Origin of the sequence: Shewanella sp. HL-SH4 (assembly GCF_051164845.1) — a bacterium.
Taxonomy (GTDB): domain Bacteria; phylum Pseudomonadota; class Gammaproteobacteria; order Enterobacterales; family Shewanellaceae; genus Shewanella; species Shewanella glacialimarina.
On record NZ_CP195037.1, the window covers coordinates 1276677 to 1292734 of the forward strand.

Here is a 16058-nt window from a genome sequence, read left to right on the forward strand (position 1 = left end):
AAATCCTCTTTTTAGCCTCTTCGTTTTATTACGCTGTTGCTAAGCGTGGCTAAAAGCGCTTCGGTATCTTGCCACCCTATACATGCGTCGGTGACACTTTGACCGTAACATGCAACTTTGCCATCAACGATATCCTGGCGTCCTTCAACTAGATGGCTTTCAACCATCACACCAAAAATACCATGATTACCTGCAGCAATCTGAGCTGCGACATCTTCAGCAACTAGCATCTGACGTTTATAATCCTTAGCACTATTGGCATGGCTAAAGTCGATCATAATATTGTCAGCTAATTGAGAAGAGATAAGTTGTGATTGGATTTTACTGACATCTTCTGCGCTGTAGTTAGGCTTTTTACCTCCGCGTAAAATGATATGACAATCAGGATTTCCTTTGGTAGATACAATAGCAGAATGACCAAACTTGGTAACAGATAAAAAATGATGCGGGGCATTAGCTGCTCCAATCGCATCTATGGCCACTTTTATGGTGCCATCAGTACCATTTTTAAAACCGACTGGGCATGACAATCCTGATGCCAGCTCACGATGAACTTGAGATTCTGTAGTACGTGCGCCAATAGCGCCCCAACACATCATATCAGCCACATATTGCGGGGTAATCATATCTAAATATTCACCAGCTGTGGGAATACCAAGATCATTTAAGTCAACCAGCAGTTTACGTGCAGTGCGCAGCCCATCATTTAATTTAAAGCTGTTATCCATAAAAGGATCATTAATGAGACCTTTCCAACCAACGGTTGTCCGTGGTTTTTCAAAATACACTCGCATAACCACTTCAAGGTCATCGGCATATTTTTCGCGCATAATAGCTAAACGTTGGCCGTATTCAAGTGCAGCTTTAGTGTCATGGATTGAACAGGGCCCTATCACCACGAGTAAGCGGTCATCTTTTCTAGCCAAGATATTATGAATACTATTGCGCGCAGTAAATACCGTTTCAGATGCATTTTCAGATGCCGGAAATCGCTCTAAAATGGCTATAGGAGGAAGTAACTCTTTGACTTCATTGATGCGCACATCATCATTTTGATAATACATATAATACAACTCCGGCTTGCAGGCTAAATTTCAATCGTTTTGCAAAAAATTGTCCCAAATGAATGGTATTTACATAAACATGACATTAAAATTTACCCACTATCCATCAACAAATCAATAAACTATTCAAATATAAAAATATTGTTTTTATACCATTGTTTATATTAAAGATATAATTTACTTCATCTCATTTTTAGATTTGTTAATCTCATCAAAAAATAACACCATAAAATATCTTCTGCAGGATCATAATGAGCTTGTTATACTCCAGTTACATCTGAATAATAGTTACTCAATAAACTTTACAGGTAACGATGCAGTTTTATAAGGTGAAATAATTTGAGATTACTAAGTCGCGCCCTTAAACCGCGCAGTAAACTAAGCCATTTGGGGTCATTAATCTGTCTGTGTACTCTCATGCAAATTTCTCCCACACTTTGCTCAACTGAATTGACCTATACTGGTGAAGACCTTACTGATGTTAGCTTGGCTGGTGTCGATGCGGCTGAACCTAGATCAAACAATATACCAATTACTTTTACAACCAGTAGCAGTATTGAACCTTACTTTTTTGTCGATCAAAAAGGCGGGCTACAATATCACTTATTAGCTTCAGCATTACAGATGAGCCACCTTAAGTTAGGGAGTATTACTTACGCAACTAACCTACGGGCATTGAGATTAGTAAAAACCAAACAAGTCGATTGTATTATTAATGCACCAGCTACTGATGATGGCTTATTTCTGACTCAAAGTTTAATCGAATATCAAAATAGCCTGTTTTATTTAACCAAGAACAAACTCAAAATCGACACCATTAGCGATCTCAAAAAATACTCTTTGATCAGTTTCCAAAATGCCAGTCAATATTTGGGGGATGAATTTATCGAAGTATCAAAACAACACCAAGATTATACTGAAATTGCTAGTCAACAAAGTCAGGTGCTAATGTTATTTGGCGAGCATACGCAAATGGTTATTTTAGAGCAGCGTATTTTTGATTATTACCGTCATAAAATTCAACACAAAATCAAACACCCTTACGAAGTTACTCAGGTAATCCTGTTCGACTCTGCTCCTCGCTATATTGCTTGTCATGATCAACAAACTGCCATTTTAGTTGATGAGGCAATAGCCCAACTAAAACAGAGTAACCTTTATCAGCAAATATTACTTGATGCAGAGCAAGGTACATATAACACTCAGTATGTTGAACACTAACATCCTGATCTAAAGCGACTCAATACAACTTGAGCACAGCTTTTTTATGCTCAAGTTATATTCTTACCAACTTTTCATTGCCTGCAGCTTATTTTGATATCGACGTTTATCATCGATATCCCCCGTTAATGCCAATGCTTTTTGCATATTCTTTTGCGCTAAACCTCGCTCACCCGTTGCCCAATAGGTCTTTGATAGACCGAAGTAGAACTCATGCCGATAATCTGCCTTTTCGAGTGCTCTTTTATACCAGACCACCGCCTCTTGGTAATGCTGCTCAAAATAGGCTTGCTGCGCCATATCATAATAATAAAATGGGTTGTTGATTCTCTGTAACTCTAAAATTTTATGTACAGCCGCCCATTCATCTAACCTATCTTGCTCACCCAGAATCAAGGCTAAATTAAATAAAGTCGTCATGTCTTGATTATCGACCGACAACGCAGCTTGATATGCTTGTTCAGCTTTTTTATCGTCGCCCTTATGTCGATATATCACTGCGAGTGTATTGATACTGGCTACAAACCTAGGATCCATTCTAATCGCTTGTTTAATCAAGGCATAAGCTAAGTCATACTGTTGCTCCACCAATGCTTCTGCGGCAATATTGTTGTAATACATTGCGGTCAAGGTTTGCTTATTGACTCGTTTTTGACCAAAACCACGTACTGCCCTTTCAGGTAGAAAATCAACTAATATCTTGCTGTCACGAAATGAAACAGTATTAGCATCAGTAGCGGCGACTAAGAATAAATTCACATGGCCATTTACAAGATAAAATCCGCCTCGCCTATCCCAAACAGGCTCAACATCAATATCTTGAAATTCTACAGGTATATTAAACACATCCGCTAATGCGGCTGATAATACCACCAGCGACATACAGTTGCCCTGCCGATTAATGGCCGTTTCACTGGCAGGGCGTGTGTAATGGTCTCGGTATTCAAAGCCGCCATTTTGCGCTCCAATATATTGGGCCAGCCACTGGTGAATAGGCATTTTTCGATGTTGAGTGGCATTGTCTCTTGAATAAACTTGCTTTATTTGGGCGACATAAGAAGAAGGTAAGCTATAAATTTGCTCAGGTGAGATGATCTCAGTTGTGGTAAATAGCTCGTCATGAAATAGTGATTCCACATCAATGGGCTCTACTGAAACAGACGTGGACTGACAGCCAGACAGTGGCCAAAAAAGTGCAAACATTACCAATATAGGTAACACTCTTTGCTTAAGTTGATGTAAGCCAGTAATAGGATTGACGTACTTTTGAAAGGTAATAGACCACATAACCCAACCCTCTTAATCGAAATACGAATAAGATAAGTTTAGTCAAGTAAACCCTTTTCAGCCAAAAAGACGTAAATTTAACAACGGGCATCCACCAGTTCAACTCAGATTAACAGAGTACTATTTAGGTTGTGCTGGATGCTTAGGCGGATCTATTTTAATAAATAACTCTTTATTTTGATAGTCATACGGACGATAAGCAAAGCCATTACAGCTAAAATATCGATACGGCAAAGCAAATGGAATACAGCCCACTGGCAGGGCCTGTAAAATTTCAATTTGCTGCTGCATTCTGAGCGCCTCTTGCCATTCGAACTCTTTAGCAATTTGATCGCGAACGGCAAAAGCATCAAATTGTTCAGATGACTTTCTTACTACAACTTGCCCTGCACTAAGTGAATAACTGACCATAGAACTTATCGCGATTACCGTAAAAGTCATAAAGTGATTGAAGGTATTCATAGGCCGTCTCAAATGATGTCATAAACAATAAATCTAGCACATAAAAAAACAGAGCCCTAAAGGACTCTGCTTAAATATTACGACGCTTGTAAAATTAGCTACCGTTTTTTACGCTAACAAACTCAGGATAAGCGTCAATACCACAGTCAGATGCATCCATACCGACATACTCTTCCTCTTCACTAACACGAATACCCATAGTCACTTTGAGAACAAACCAGACTAAAAGTGACGCTGTGAATACCCAGCCAAAGATAACTGCTGCACCGAATAACTGCGATCCAAAACTTGCATCAGCATTTGATAATGGCACTAGCATCAGCCCTAATAGACCTGCTACACCATGAACTGAGATTGCGCCCACTGGATCGTCAATTTTGATACGGTCAAAACCAATAATCGAGAAAATAACCACACCACCAGCAACTAAGCCAATGACACCAGCCATAACAAGTGAAGGCGATAATGGATCTGCCGTAATTGCCACAAGACCTGCTAAAGCACCGTTTAATATCATAGTTAAATCAGCTTTACCCCACACCACTTTACACACAATCAAGGCGGCTATAGCACCGAATGCAGCGGCGGAGTTAGTGTTAACGAAAACCTTAGCCACGGCTGACGCATTTTCAGCATCAGACACCAATAACTGTGAGCCACCGTTAAAGCCAAACCAGCCCATCCACAGAATAAACATACCTAAAGTAGCCATTGGTAAGTTAGATCCTGGAATTGGATTAACCTGGCCGTTAGCACCATATTTACCTTTACGAGCACCCAGTAATAATACACCTGCAACAGCCGCTGCTGCACCCGCCATGTGTACTATGCCACTGCCCGCAAAATCAACAAAACCAGCTTTTGATAAAAATCCACCGCCCCAAGTCCAATAGCCTTCAACAGGATAAATAATCGTCGTCATAAACACTGAAAATGCCAGGAAAGCCCATAACTTCATGCGCTCTGCAACCGCACCCGATACAATCGACATCGCGGTAGCAACAAACACAACTTGAAAGAAAAAGTCAGACTCTAGTGCGTGGTCAGCATCAGCAGCTTGCGAACCAATTAATGCTCCAAACGAAGGAATAATACCGCCTTCAGTATTGTCGACATACATGATGTTATATCCAACAAGTAAGTAGGTTACACAAGCGATTGCATATAAACATACGTTTTTAGTTAAAATTTCAGTGGTATTTTTTGAACGAACTAAGCCAGCTTCTAACATGGCAAATCCTGCTGCCATCCACATCACTAATGCACCAGAGATCAAAAAATAGAAGGTATCTAATGCAAAGCGTAACTCGCTAACAGTTAGTCCTAATTTTGCTAATTCTTCCATTATCATTGCCCCTTATAATGCTTCGTTATCAACTTCACCGGTACGAATACGCACGGCTTGTTCTAAATTAGTTACAAAAATCTTACCGTCACCAATTTTGCCGGTATGCGCTGCAGTGGTAATAGCCTCAATTAACATATCTAGGTTTTCTTCTTTAGTGGCTATTTCTAATTTTACTTTAGGTAAAAAATCCACTTGATATTCAGCACCACGATAAAGCTCAGTGTGACCTTTTTGACGACCAAAACCTTTCACCTCAGTAACTGTCATACCCTCAATGCCCATACCAGCTATTGCTTCACGGACATCATCCAATTTAAATGGTTTGATGATTGCGCTGACGAGTTTCATCCCGACCTCCAAAAATTAATAAAATATGAATTTGTTATATATTTGTTGATAAAACAGATTCAATCATCAGGCCAGTTTTTTAAGTTAATGTTTTAAATAGAAATAGAGTAAATTTTCAATAAAAATAGCGACAATTTAGCACCATAATGGTGCACTAAAAACTAGGCCGCTTAATATTGGTGCAGCTCTACGATGAAATGAGCGAAGAAAAGATTAGTGTTAGCCAAGTGATAAACCGCATAAAAAAAGCCCTCTTTCGAGGGCTTTACTAAAGCATTTAGCTAATTCAAGTTAACTCTTCAAAGTTGCCTCGAGTAAACTTACAACTTACTTATAAGTCGCTTCGCGTTTTTTTGCTTCTTCTTGCCATTTAGGCACTAGATTTTTCTTGAATGCTTCTTTTTCTGCATTCATTGTTTTCATGTCCATGCCTAATGCTGCTTGCGCTTTTGCTTTAGTCGACGTGTCAGGATAAGCAATGGGTTGCTTAACACCTTTAGCCGCCAATAGATGAGCAAGCTTAATACGTGCATTAGCCGCTTTATCAACCGCGGTGCCTAAAATACGTAACGCTTCATCAGCTGCGTGAGCCGCTACACCATGTGATGCAGTTGCATAGTCCCAACGCCACTGTGAATGACGGATATCCATAAGAATAGGCTTCATTTCAGCTTCAGTTGCACCCGCATCCCAAGCCGCTTTTGCTTCAAAGTGAGCTTTAACTAATTGTGCTTCAGCACTGGCTTTAAGTTCACCTACTTTTTGCTTGCGTTCATTAGTTAAATTAACCATGAACTCTTTGCTTTGGCTATGGCAGGTAGCACAGGTTTCATCAAAACGGTCAAACGGATTACCCACTTTGTGATCGGTAAACTTACCTTTACCATTTGCTTTAGCCACTTTAGGCATATGACAATCTGTACAGGTTACGTTGTTTTTTCCGTGCACACCTGCTTTCCAAGTTTCATAACCTGGATGCTGTGCTTTAAGCATAGGAGTTCGAGATACAGCATGGGTCCAATCAGAGAACTCCATATTGTCGTAGTAAACTTCCATTTGCTCAACAGTAGTTCCCATATCCCACGGGAACTTCACAAAACCTGGTTTATCCGCTGTTTTCTCGAAGTAGTACTCTACATGGCACTGCGCACAAACCATAGATTGCTTATCTTTACGTGATGCTTTATCAAAAGGTGTGCCAATTGCACCTAATGCACGATCGACATATGGACGAGAGATGCGTAATTTAGGCGATCCTTTTTCATGACAGTCACTACAACCGATTGTGTTAACAATTTCAGGTCCGCCTTTAGCCCATTTGCCCGCAAAATAGCCATCTTCGCCTTGCTCTTCGATTACACGGGGAACATCTGGACTTTTACAACTCCAACATGCCATCGGCATTGGGCCGTCTTCAGCATTTTTAGGGGCGCCAGTACGTAATGTGTTAGTGACGTCAGTGACCGCATAATGGTGACCGCGTGGCGCATTATAATCTTTTGCGAAACCGTAACCTGCCCATAAAACCACTAAGCTAGGTACTTCTTCCAACATATCAACAATTTCTTTACTTTCGCTAGTATCATGCCAAGACTGATACTGAGCAGAATACTTATCTTTATATACTTCACTGCGGGGTTCAGTCTTATCACTTGCTATTGCACCAGCAGCTAAAAAGCTGGTCGCAATGACTGCACTTAATACAGTATTTGTTATGTTCATCTTCATCACCTTCACTCCGTGTTACTTTATAATTAATTTATAACCACGATCTTTCCAAGGTCAAAATTAGCTATTTAAGCCTTAATTAAGAATACCCCTTTCGGGGTATAGAGATAGAAGTATGCGCCAGATCAATATGTGAACGTGTTGTATCTCACATTTTTTCAATTCTGTTAATGTATTAAAGCGCTAGCTAATGTAGAACTCTCTTTTTACCTGAGTTTCAGTGGTGTTTTAAGTAGATAAACATGTCACACTAATTCAGCTGAAAAACGTCATAAAATGGATCGAAAATGTTAAAACGCGGTAGTTTAACCTCTACGATACTGGGAGTAATGTTAGTGCTAATCTTACTTTCTTCAAGTTTAGCTGTGTACTCAATTATTAATTTATCATTCAGCATTGGTGATGCCCGAGCAATCAATGCCTCAGGTTCATTACGTATGCAAAGTTATCGACTATTGCTATCTGCCAACACAGAAAATGACCAAGTCAACGCCAAAATTGAAGAGTTTGAAAACACTCTCAACTCAAATGAACTGCAAAATTCCCTCGCATGGTACAGCCCAAAAACCTTATCAAAACAGTACTTACTAGTGATAGATAAATGGCAGTTAATGAGAACCTATGCAGAAACTGGTGAAACCAAGCTTTATAGTGAAGCGTTAACCGATTTTGTTGATACCGTCGATACTCTGGTATTAGAAATCGAACGTTTTTCCGCCGATAAATTGAGGTTACTGGTCCTGAGTCAAGTTATTGGGTTGACATTAATGTTAATCGTTGCCGCTATTGCCGTTATGTTTACCCGCAGGCGAGTGGTAAAACCGCTGCAATTATTAATGGATAGTGCAATTACTATTTCACAAGGTAATTTCGATGTCGATATGCCTAAAACGGATTACATAGAGCTAACGGCATTAAGTAATGCACTGAAAAAAACGGCCTCAGAATTATCAAATTTATATCAAGATCTTGAACAACAGGTATCTGATAAGACCTTAGCGCTAACACGTGCCAACAATGAACTCTATTTCTTATATGATAACTTGATTATGTTGCATTCAGACCGGCTTGACTACAAAGCACTAAAGTCAGCGTTAGATCAACTTCAAACATATGAAAAATTAGACTTTTTAAGATTAGTCATTGAACATGAAGACCAATCTCAAGACGTTATTGAGGCCAGTAAAGGTTGGCCTTCGACACCTCAAAATAGCGTGTGTTTTCCGCTACAATTAGAGCAAACCCGCCAGGGCTATTTAGAAGTCATTTCCACACATAAGCTCAATACACCCTTATTTATTAATTTTGCGGTGATGCTAGCACGATCAATTACTATCCATAATGCGACAGAACAAAGGCAACAACTCGCGCTAATGGAAGAGCGCGCTGTTATTGCCCGTGAGTTACATGATTCTTTAGGGCAGTTATTATCATTTTTAAAAATCCAGGTTAGCTTGTTACGTAAAAAATTACCTGACAATTGCCGTAATGAAGCAGTAGAGCTTCAAATAACTGAAATTAACGATGGCGTCAGCTTTGCCTATGCCCAACTGCGAGAATTATTATCGACTTTTCGCTTAACCATTAAAGAGCCTAATTTAAACCACGCCTTAGAAGTGATGCTTGATCAGCTAAGGCCCCAAACAGATATTCAGTTGAGTTTACAATATGCATTGTCAGCGCATTTACTTGAAGCAAAACAACATATTCATATTTTACATTTAACCCGTGAGGCCACGTTAAATGCAATTAAACACGCCAAAGCAAAACATATCGTGATAGATTGTCACTTAACATCATCAGCAATAATTAACATCACTATTTCAGATGACGGCATGGGTGTGTCACATTTAAAAGAGCGTGATCAACACTTTGGCATTGGTATAATGCATGAGCGTGCCAGCAAATTAAATGGCCAACTGTCCTTTAGTGCTAACACTACTGGCGGCACCACAGTAACACTTAGTTTTCCACCACAGCAGGAGCCTTTAAATGGGTAAGCCATATTCAGTACTCGTTGTCGACGATCACCCCTTACTTCGTCGTGGTATTTGCCAACTCATTACCTCTGATGGAGATTTTACTCTATTCGGTGAAGTCGGTACCGGCTTAGATGCGTTAACTGCATTAAGCGCTAATGAGCCGGACATTATATTGCTAGACTTAAACATGAAGGGCATGTCGGGGTTAGATACCTTAAATGCCATGCGTCAGGAAGGGGTAACCGCTCGCATTGTAATTCTAACGGTGTCAGATGCGAAACAAGATGTTATTCGTCTGCTTCGTGCTGGTGCTGATGGATATTTATTAAAAGACACTGAGCCAGAGTTACTGTTAGAGCAGCTTAAAAAGGCCATGTCAGGCCACCGCGTGATCAGCGCAGAAGTTGAGGCCTATCTATACGAATTGAAGACCGCACCGGATGATAATGGATGGATTGAAAGCCTCACCCCACGAGAACTGCAAATTTTACAGGAATTGGCCGAAGGCAAAAGTAATAGAGTGATTTCAGAAGATTTACATATCAGCGAAGGCACTGTAAAAGTGCATGTTAAAAACTTATTGCGCAAAGCAAATGCTAAATCACGTACAGAGATGGCGGTAAGGTACCTAAACCAATAAGCTACTGTAATAATTTGATTTATGACTAATTCACGATAACTAAAATCAATACAAAGGCGATAGCTGATGCTTCTGTATAATATAATGCCTTATCCGATGAAAAGGCGCGCTTGAAAAGCGCGCTTAAATAACATTTGTACCTTGTAACCTATCTGCAGCAAACACCAATTAAATCTGAAAAATTTATTCTTGAATAAATACCAACCAGCTTTTAAGCGCTTTTTCAAAGTCTTCTAGGCCACAATACCCCTCTGATTCAGCATTATACAATGTCATACCGTCCTCAAGATTATGCTCTTCGTCAAAATCAATCGCGTTAACAAAAATACGGACCTGCTCAATGTCGGCATCAAGGGTTAAATCATTACCAATGTCCCGCCATTGGGTGTTAACCCCAGCGATTAATTGGGCAATGTGAGTCAGCACTTGCTGAGCACGTGTCACATCAGCGCCTAACTCTTCGGCAAACCAGCGACCAAACACTTCATGATCCATGCTGAAGCTGGCAAATACAGTGTCATCTAGACGATTACGTCGAAATTCGAATTCCATTTTATACTCTTAATTATGCTCAGGCTTTTAATAATTATTGGCCATAACTCATTTTGCTATAACCTATTTTAAACCATAAATGATATTTTGCTGTAAATGACAGTACGATACCTATTGGGCGCTGCCAGTATATATCGTAAAGTAGCCCTAATTCATCAGAATTGATTATCAAATACAATTCGTTAAGGAAATGCCTTATGCACAAAGGATTTATTTATCGTTTACTGCTAACTGGCCCAAATGCAGGTCAAACGCTATCAGAAGAGCAGTTAGCCAGTTGGAAGCCCGAAGATGGTTTGCTTTGGGTGCATTTAAAATATAAATCAACCGATGCCCGTCATTGGTTGAACAATCAAAACTTAGAAAAAGCCGAAAGAGATACCTTACTGGCGTCTGACACTCGCCCTAGGGTAGTGCATTCAGCTAATGGTATTTTATTAACATTACGTGGAGTGAACCTCAACCCTAACTCAGATCCTGAGGACATGGTTTCAATACGTATTTATATTGAAGAACATCGGATTATTTCTACTTGTGAGCGCCAATTACAATCAATTACAGAAGTGGCTGACAGTATTCAGTTAGCCAAAGGGCCTGTTGATAGTGCCGGGTTTATTTTATCAGTTGTCGATCACCTTACGCTGCGCCAAGTGGGTTACATTAACAAACTTGAAGAACTGATGGATGAATTAGAAGAGCGAGTTGTAACAGACACCAATAAGTCATTACGCATAGATATTGCTGAGTTACGCCGTCAAACCGTAGTGTTAAGAAGATACCTTGCACCACAACGTGAAGCATTAGGAAAAATCCTGCATGAAAACAGCCTGCTACTTGACCAGCAAGATAAAATTCGTTTGCGGGAAACTCAGGATAACCTGATAAGAGTGATAGAAGACTTAGATGCCATACGCGATCGTGCCAGCTTCACTCAAGAGGAACTTCAATCAAGACAAGCCGAGCAGCTCAATCAACGTTTGTATTTCTTATCACTTATTTCTGCGATCTTTTTACCACTGGGGTTTTTAACCGGTTTACTCGGGGTGAATATCGGCGGCATTCCAGGAGCAGAATCAAGTTGGGCATTTGCCGCATTTTGTGGTGGATTAATAGCCTTAATCGCGATGCAAATGTACTTGTTTTATCGCTTAAAATGGATTTAATACGCTATCTCAATCATGAAATACTGTGTAAATATACCTATCTAGAATACATAAAAAAATGGGCGCTAATTAGCGCCCATTTTTGATATTAATTATTAACGATTAGCTAATAAGTTATTTTGCAGCCGCTTCAGCAGGTGCCTTTTCAATTGAAATTAATTCAACTTCAAACACTAATGTCGAGTTAGCTGGAATAGTACCAGTATCACGATCGCCATAAGCTAATTCAGCTGGAATAACAAACTTGTATTTAGCACCAACAGACATTAACTGAACGCCTTCGGTCCAACCTGGAATTACGCGGTTAAGCGGGAATTTTGCAGGCTCGCCACGAGTGTATGAGCTATCAAACTCAGTACCGTCGGTTAATGTGCCACGATAATGCACTTCTACTGTATCTTCAGCAGCAGGCTTATCGCCTTCACCTGCAGTTAATACTTCATACTGTAATCCAGATTCTGTCGTTACAACGCCTTCTTTAGCTTGGTTGTCACTTAGAAACTTCTGGCCTTCTTCAATCGCTTTAGCCGCTAAGGTTTCAGCTTGCTCTAAACGCTTGTCATTTAATTTTTTGTCTAGACCTTGTAAAACCGTTTGCATTTCTTCTTCGGTCAAGTCAGTAGTATCAACTAAACCATCGCTGAAACCTTGGATGATCAAAGTACGATCAACAGCAAAGCCAAGCTCTTCTTGTTCTTTGATATGGCCAGACATGTACTTACCGATAGATGCACCTACACTGTAAGCTTCTTTTTGAGCTTCAGTTGTAAGCTCAACTTTTTTCGCTACAGCTTCTTCCTGGTTACATGCAGTTAGACCAACAACGGCTAATGCAACTAACGATAATTTATAAATTGATTTCATTAAAGCTTCCTCAGCATCCTTAAGTGGTTACAATAAGCACATCATTGTCTGTAATGAGACAATTAGGCTAATGTTAGTGAGCCACTTTATACTAACTATTTCTGATATACCATTGGGTTGAGTCCTTATGGACAAATTTTTAAGGAGCAAGTTCATGTTACGCGTTTTACTGCTGTTTTTTTGCTCTATTTTACTCATTGCTTGCCAACCTAAGGCTGATAATACCGTGGTACTCACCTCAGATGCGAGTTACCACGCCACCTTATCAAAAGATGGTCAATATGCATTAATTAGTACAGCCAATAATGGCGTACAGTTCTGGTCTCTCGCTGATAAAGCAATCAAGTATCAATGGGTACATGGTGCAAGTAATAGCAGCAATGTATTTGACACTGCCATTTCAACTAACAATGCCTACGCCGCCACCTTATCCAGTGACTCTGTAGCAATATGGAATATCGATAATGGCCACTCTGTCGGCTGGTGGACATTACCTGCTTACGCTCAAAGTGTCGCTATTGCTAACAATGGTCATGCGTTAATCGGTTTGGCTGATGGCTCTGTCATGTCGCTTCAACCTGATAATCAGGGATTAATCCAGTTTTTAGGCCATCAGGAAAAAGTGAACAGTGTGTCTATTTCTGATGATGGATTAGTTGCCTTAAGTGGTGGCAATGATGGACAAATCCTTTTATGGCAAGCACAAACAGGCCAGCCTTTACAGCAATGGCAATTAGATTCAAGAATTACTAAAGTTTTACTCAGTGGTGATGGCACCCTAAGCTTTGCCGGTGATATCACTGGCAATGCAGCAATTTGGCAATCAAACTCAGGCAAAAAAATCAGTGCACTGTTAATTGAACGTCGCCAAATGAATGTGTCTAGCGCACGCTTTGTTAACCAAAATACTCAGCTGCTAACCGGTACTCCGTCTAAAGAAATATTTTTATGGCAAGTCAACTCTGGTGAACGCCAGCAAAGATGGCAAGTTGAGGTGACTAAAAACAGCCAAAATAGAGGCGCTGTAGTATACTCTGTCGCCCAGCCCAGCACTGGCAAAGTGATGAGTGTTAGCAGCCAAGGTTTATTAGAAGCCTGGGATTTATAAATATTATTGTCGAGGTTTGAATGGAACAGTTATTAACCAAAATTGATGATTTAGAAACTAAGATGGCGTTTCAAGAAATTACTTTGGAAGAATTGAATCAAGAAGTGATTAAGTTAAATGATATTGTGTCGCGCCAGCAACATCAAATTATGCTAATGGTTAATAAATTACATGCGATTGAACCCAGTAATATGGCCAGTCACGCAGATGAAACACCACCGCCGCATTACTAATGCGGTTAATTAGCTGGAACGCTAAATCTAATACTGACTCACATTAACGAATATTATCTGCAAAGGATGTTTATGCCTGATGCTATTTTGTTGCCAATAGCTGTTACGGGGGAAAATATTTTGACCTTAACAGCTGAAAAAGTGACCCTATTTGATCAGTCTATTCAATTATTAGCCGCCAATATGCTGGCAACCATGACGGCTGCAAACGGAGTAGGCATTGCCGCACCACAGGTTTTTAGCACTGTGGCGATGTTTATTATGGCCTCCAGGCCTAATGAACGTTATCCCACCGCGCCAACTATGACCCCTATTGTGGTAATTAACCCGACTATATTGGCCGCCTCTGAGTTAATGGAATCTGCCGATGAAGGTTGTCTATCTATACCAGGGCAGCGAATTAATATTTGGCGTCATGCGGATATTAAAGTGCAATATCAACAACTAAATGGTAATTTGGTGACTCAAAATTTAACTGGGTTTATTGCGCGCATTTTTCAGCATGAATTTGACCATCTTCAGGGCATTACCTTGCTTGAGCGAAGCCTAATGAGCGAACAAACTAAGCAAAATGCGTATATTTAAATCTACGTTAGCGTTTAAAATTTTCAATGGGTCACTTAACAGTAAGGATAATGAATGAAACTGAATGCTTTCTTGATACCACGTTCAACCATTATCAGTATCTTGATGTGTTTGACTCTATCAGGCTGTGCGTTCAACAGTATATTCATTAATTATCCATCACAAATAATCCCTTACAAACAACAAATCAACAGCCCTATCCCATCACTTGACCTTGATGATATTGCTAATGAAATCGACTCTAATGACGGCTTACTATATGCACAGGAATCTGGACGTTTAGCGCAAATCAATGGCAGTTTTGAACAAAGTAAACACTATTACCAACAAGCGATAGAAGCTTATAAAGCCTTTGATGATAAAGCTAAAATCAGCGTCACTGACATGGGCTCCAAAGCCAGTAGTTTATTATTAAACGATAATGCTATTCCCTATCGCGGCCCAGGCTATGAACGGATTATGCTGCACCAGTACCAAGCCTTAAACTACCTGTTTTCAGGTGATTCACAGGGCGCAATGGTAGAATTAAGACGCAGTAATGAATTGCAAAGCAGTGAGCAAGCTCGCTACCAAAAGTCACAAAAATCAGTCCAGGCGATGGCAAACGGCACAATAGACGCTGAAGTAAACAAGTTAGGCCAATCAGCCGGAACAGTAACCAGCTCATTTTTAAATGCATACAGTTATTACACCACAGGTTTGCTTTACGAATTACTCGGTGAGCCCAACGACGCCTTCATTGATTACCGTAAAGCAGCTCAAATATCACCTAATAATAAATACTTACAACAGGATTTAGTTAGGCTGGCTAAGCAACTTTCGATGCCACAATATGACGATTTTTCACGCCGTTGGGGCGATGCAGTTTTAGCCACCCCAAAACAAGGCCAAGTGGTGTTTTTAATTGAGCGTGGTTTTGTGCCTGAAAAGCAAAGTCTGACAGTACCCTTTACCATCGATGGTAACTGGCAAACCGTGTCACTGGCGACATATCAACCTGCGATGAATAATAGCGCACCGGTCTCTATTCAGGGGCTTGGCAGCGTCCTTAAAGCTGAAACCATAGCCAATATCGACGCGCTGGCAATTAATGCGTTAAAAGAAGACTTGCCCGCAGCATTGGTGAGACAGGCGCTAAGGGTTTATGCTAAAGCTGAAATGGCACAAAGCGTACGCAGTGAAAGTAAGCGCCGTAACGACCAAATTGATGCTGGCGTGATTGCAATGCAAATTTTTAATGTTATTACAGAACAAGCTGATCGCAGAAGCTGGTTAACCCTGCCTAATAACGCGCAAATTGCTCGGCAATATGTTGACCCAGGCGAATATGAAATTAGCCTAGATAATACACAAAAGACTAAAATTGAGATTAAATCAGATAAAACTACATTAATTTGGGTTATAGATACTGGTACTCGTACCCGTTTTTATTCGATAATCCTGTAATTGCACCACCAACTTATGGAATTGATT

At 40.2% G+C, this 16058-nt stretch carries 16 protein-coding genes; 8 read left to right on the plus strand and 8 right to left on the minus strand.

What is annotated here, in order from left to right:
* Positions 1 to 11: 11 nt before the first annotated feature.
* Positions 12 to 1064, minus strand: a complete 1053-nt coding sequence (gene aroG, locus ACRWQL_RS06520) for a 3-deoxy-7-phosphoheptulonate synthase AroG (protein WP_434952817.1) — start codon at positions 1062 to 1064, stop codon at positions 12 to 14.
* A gap of 417 nt (positions 1065 to 1481) precedes the next feature.
* Here aroG and ACRWQL_RS06525 point away from each other — a divergent pair, with 417 nt between their 5' ends.
* Positions 1482 to 2285, plus strand: a complete 804-nt coding sequence (locus ACRWQL_RS06525) for a substrate-binding periplasmic protein (protein ID WP_434952818.1) — start codon at positions 1482 to 1484, stop codon at positions 2283 to 2285.
* A gap of 63 nt (positions 2286 to 2348) precedes the next feature.
* Here ACRWQL_RS06525 and ACRWQL_RS06530 read toward each other — a convergent pair whose 3' ends face one another.
* The 5 genes from ACRWQL_RS06530 to nrfA all read right to left on the minus strand — a co-directional run bounded on the left by ACRWQL_RS06530 (position 2349) and on the right by nrfA (position 7452).
* Positions 2349 to 3572 (minus strand): tetratricopeptide repeat protein, encoded by a 1224-nt coding sequence (locus tag ACRWQL_RS06530; RefSeq protein WP_434952819.1) that lies wholly within the window; start codon positions 3570 to 3572, stop codon positions 2349 to 2351.
* A 120-nt stretch (positions 3573 to 3692) separates the two neighbouring features.
* The gene (locus ACRWQL_RS06535) at positions 3693 to 4013 is read right to left on the minus strand and encodes a hypothetical protein (protein ID WP_434940599.1); all 321 of its coding nucleotides are present in this window, start codon (positions 4011 to 4013) and stop codon (positions 3693 to 3695) included.
* 115 nt (positions 4014 to 4128) lie between these two features.
* Positions 4129 to 5379: an ammonium transporter gene (locus ACRWQL_RS06540; protein WP_434952820.1), complete on the minus strand. Its 1251-nt coding sequence runs from the start codon at positions 5377 to 5379 to the stop codon at positions 4129 to 4131.
* A gap of 12 nt (positions 5380 to 5391) precedes the next feature.
* Positions 5392 to 5730: a P-II family nitrogen regulator gene (locus tag ACRWQL_RS06545; RefSeq protein ID WP_226410960.1), complete on the minus strand. Its 339-nt coding sequence runs from the start codon at positions 5728 to 5730 to the stop codon at positions 5392 to 5394.
* Between the two features lie 327 nt (positions 5731 to 6057).
* Positions 6058 to 7452, minus strand: a complete 1395-nt coding sequence (gene nrfA, locus ACRWQL_RS06550; protein ID WP_434952821.1) for an ammonia-forming nitrite reductase cytochrome c552 subunit — start codon at positions 7450 to 7452, stop codon at positions 6058 to 6060.
* 293 nt (positions 7453 to 7745) lie between these two features.
* Between nrfA and narQ the strand changes: the two genes are divergently transcribed.
* Both narQ and ACRWQL_RS06560 read left to right on the plus strand, forming a co-directional pair.
* The gene (narQ, locus tag ACRWQL_RS06555; protein WP_434928369.1) at positions 7746 to 9458 is read left to right on the plus strand and encodes a nitrate/nitrite two-component system sensor histidine kinase NarQ; all 1713 of its coding nucleotides are present in this window, start codon (positions 7746 to 7748) and stop codon (positions 9456 to 9458) included.
* Entirely contained in the window at positions 9451 to 10080 is a 630-nt protein-coding gene (locus ACRWQL_RS06560) for a response regulator (RefSeq protein ID WP_226410963.1), read from the plus strand. The genes narQ and ACRWQL_RS06560 overlap by 8 nt, the downstream gene beginning before the upstream one ends.
* A gap of 183 nt (positions 10081 to 10263) precedes the next feature.
* Here the strand turns inward: ACRWQL_RS06560 and ACRWQL_RS06565 are convergent, their stop codons facing one another.
* Positions 10264 to 10632: a YacL family protein gene (locus tag ACRWQL_RS06565; protein WP_434952822.1), complete on the minus strand. Its 369-nt coding sequence runs from the start codon at positions 10630 to 10632 to the stop codon at positions 10264 to 10266.
* Between the two features lie 197 nt (positions 10633 to 10829).
* On the opposite strand from ACRWQL_RS06565, the gene ACRWQL_RS06570 reads away from it, so the two are divergent.
* Positions 10830 to 11795, plus strand: coding sequence for a zinc transporter ZntB (locus ACRWQL_RS06570; RefSeq protein WP_434928367.1), 966 nt, complete (start codon positions 10830 to 10832; stop codon positions 11793 to 11795).
* Positions 11796 to 11909: 114 nt separating this feature from the next.
* Here the strand turns inward: ACRWQL_RS06570 and fkpA are convergent, their stop codons facing one another.
* Positions 11910 to 12659 carry an FKBP-type peptidyl-prolyl cis-trans isomerase gene (gene fkpA / locus ACRWQL_RS06575; protein ID WP_434952823.1) on the minus strand — a complete coding sequence of 250 codons (750 nt, stop codon included), beginning with the start codon at positions 12657 to 12659 and terminating at the stop codon, positions 11910 to 11912.
* Between the two features lie 154 nt (positions 12660 to 12813).
* Between fkpA and ACRWQL_RS06580 the strand changes: the two genes are divergently transcribed.
* The 4 genes from ACRWQL_RS06580 (at position 12814) to ACRWQL_RS06595 (ending at position 16031) form a co-directional block, all read left to right on the plus strand.
* Complete coding sequence (locus ACRWQL_RS06580) at positions 12814 to 13767, plus strand: WD40 repeat domain-containing protein (RefSeq protein WP_434952824.1); 954 nt, start codon at positions 12814 to 12816, stop codon at positions 13765 to 13767.
* Positions 13768 to 13787: 20 nt separating this feature from the next.
* A complete protein-coding gene (locus ACRWQL_RS06585) occupies positions 13788 to 14000 on the plus strand; it encodes a SlyX family protein (protein ID WP_226410968.1) in 213 nt (70 codons plus the stop codon).
* Positions 14001 to 14072: 72 nt separating this feature from the next.
* Entirely contained in the window at positions 14073 to 14585 is a 513-nt protein-coding gene (gene def / locus ACRWQL_RS06590) for a peptide deformylase (RefSeq protein ID WP_434940054.1), read from the plus strand.
* Between the two features lie 54 nt (positions 14586 to 14639).
* Positions 14640 to 16031 carry a COG3014 family protein gene (locus ACRWQL_RS06595; RefSeq protein WP_434952825.1) on the plus strand — a complete coding sequence of 464 codons (1392 nt, stop codon included), beginning with the start codon at positions 14640 to 14642 and terminating at the stop codon, positions 16029 to 16031.
* The last annotated feature ends 27 nt before the right edge of the window (positions 16032 to 16058 follow it).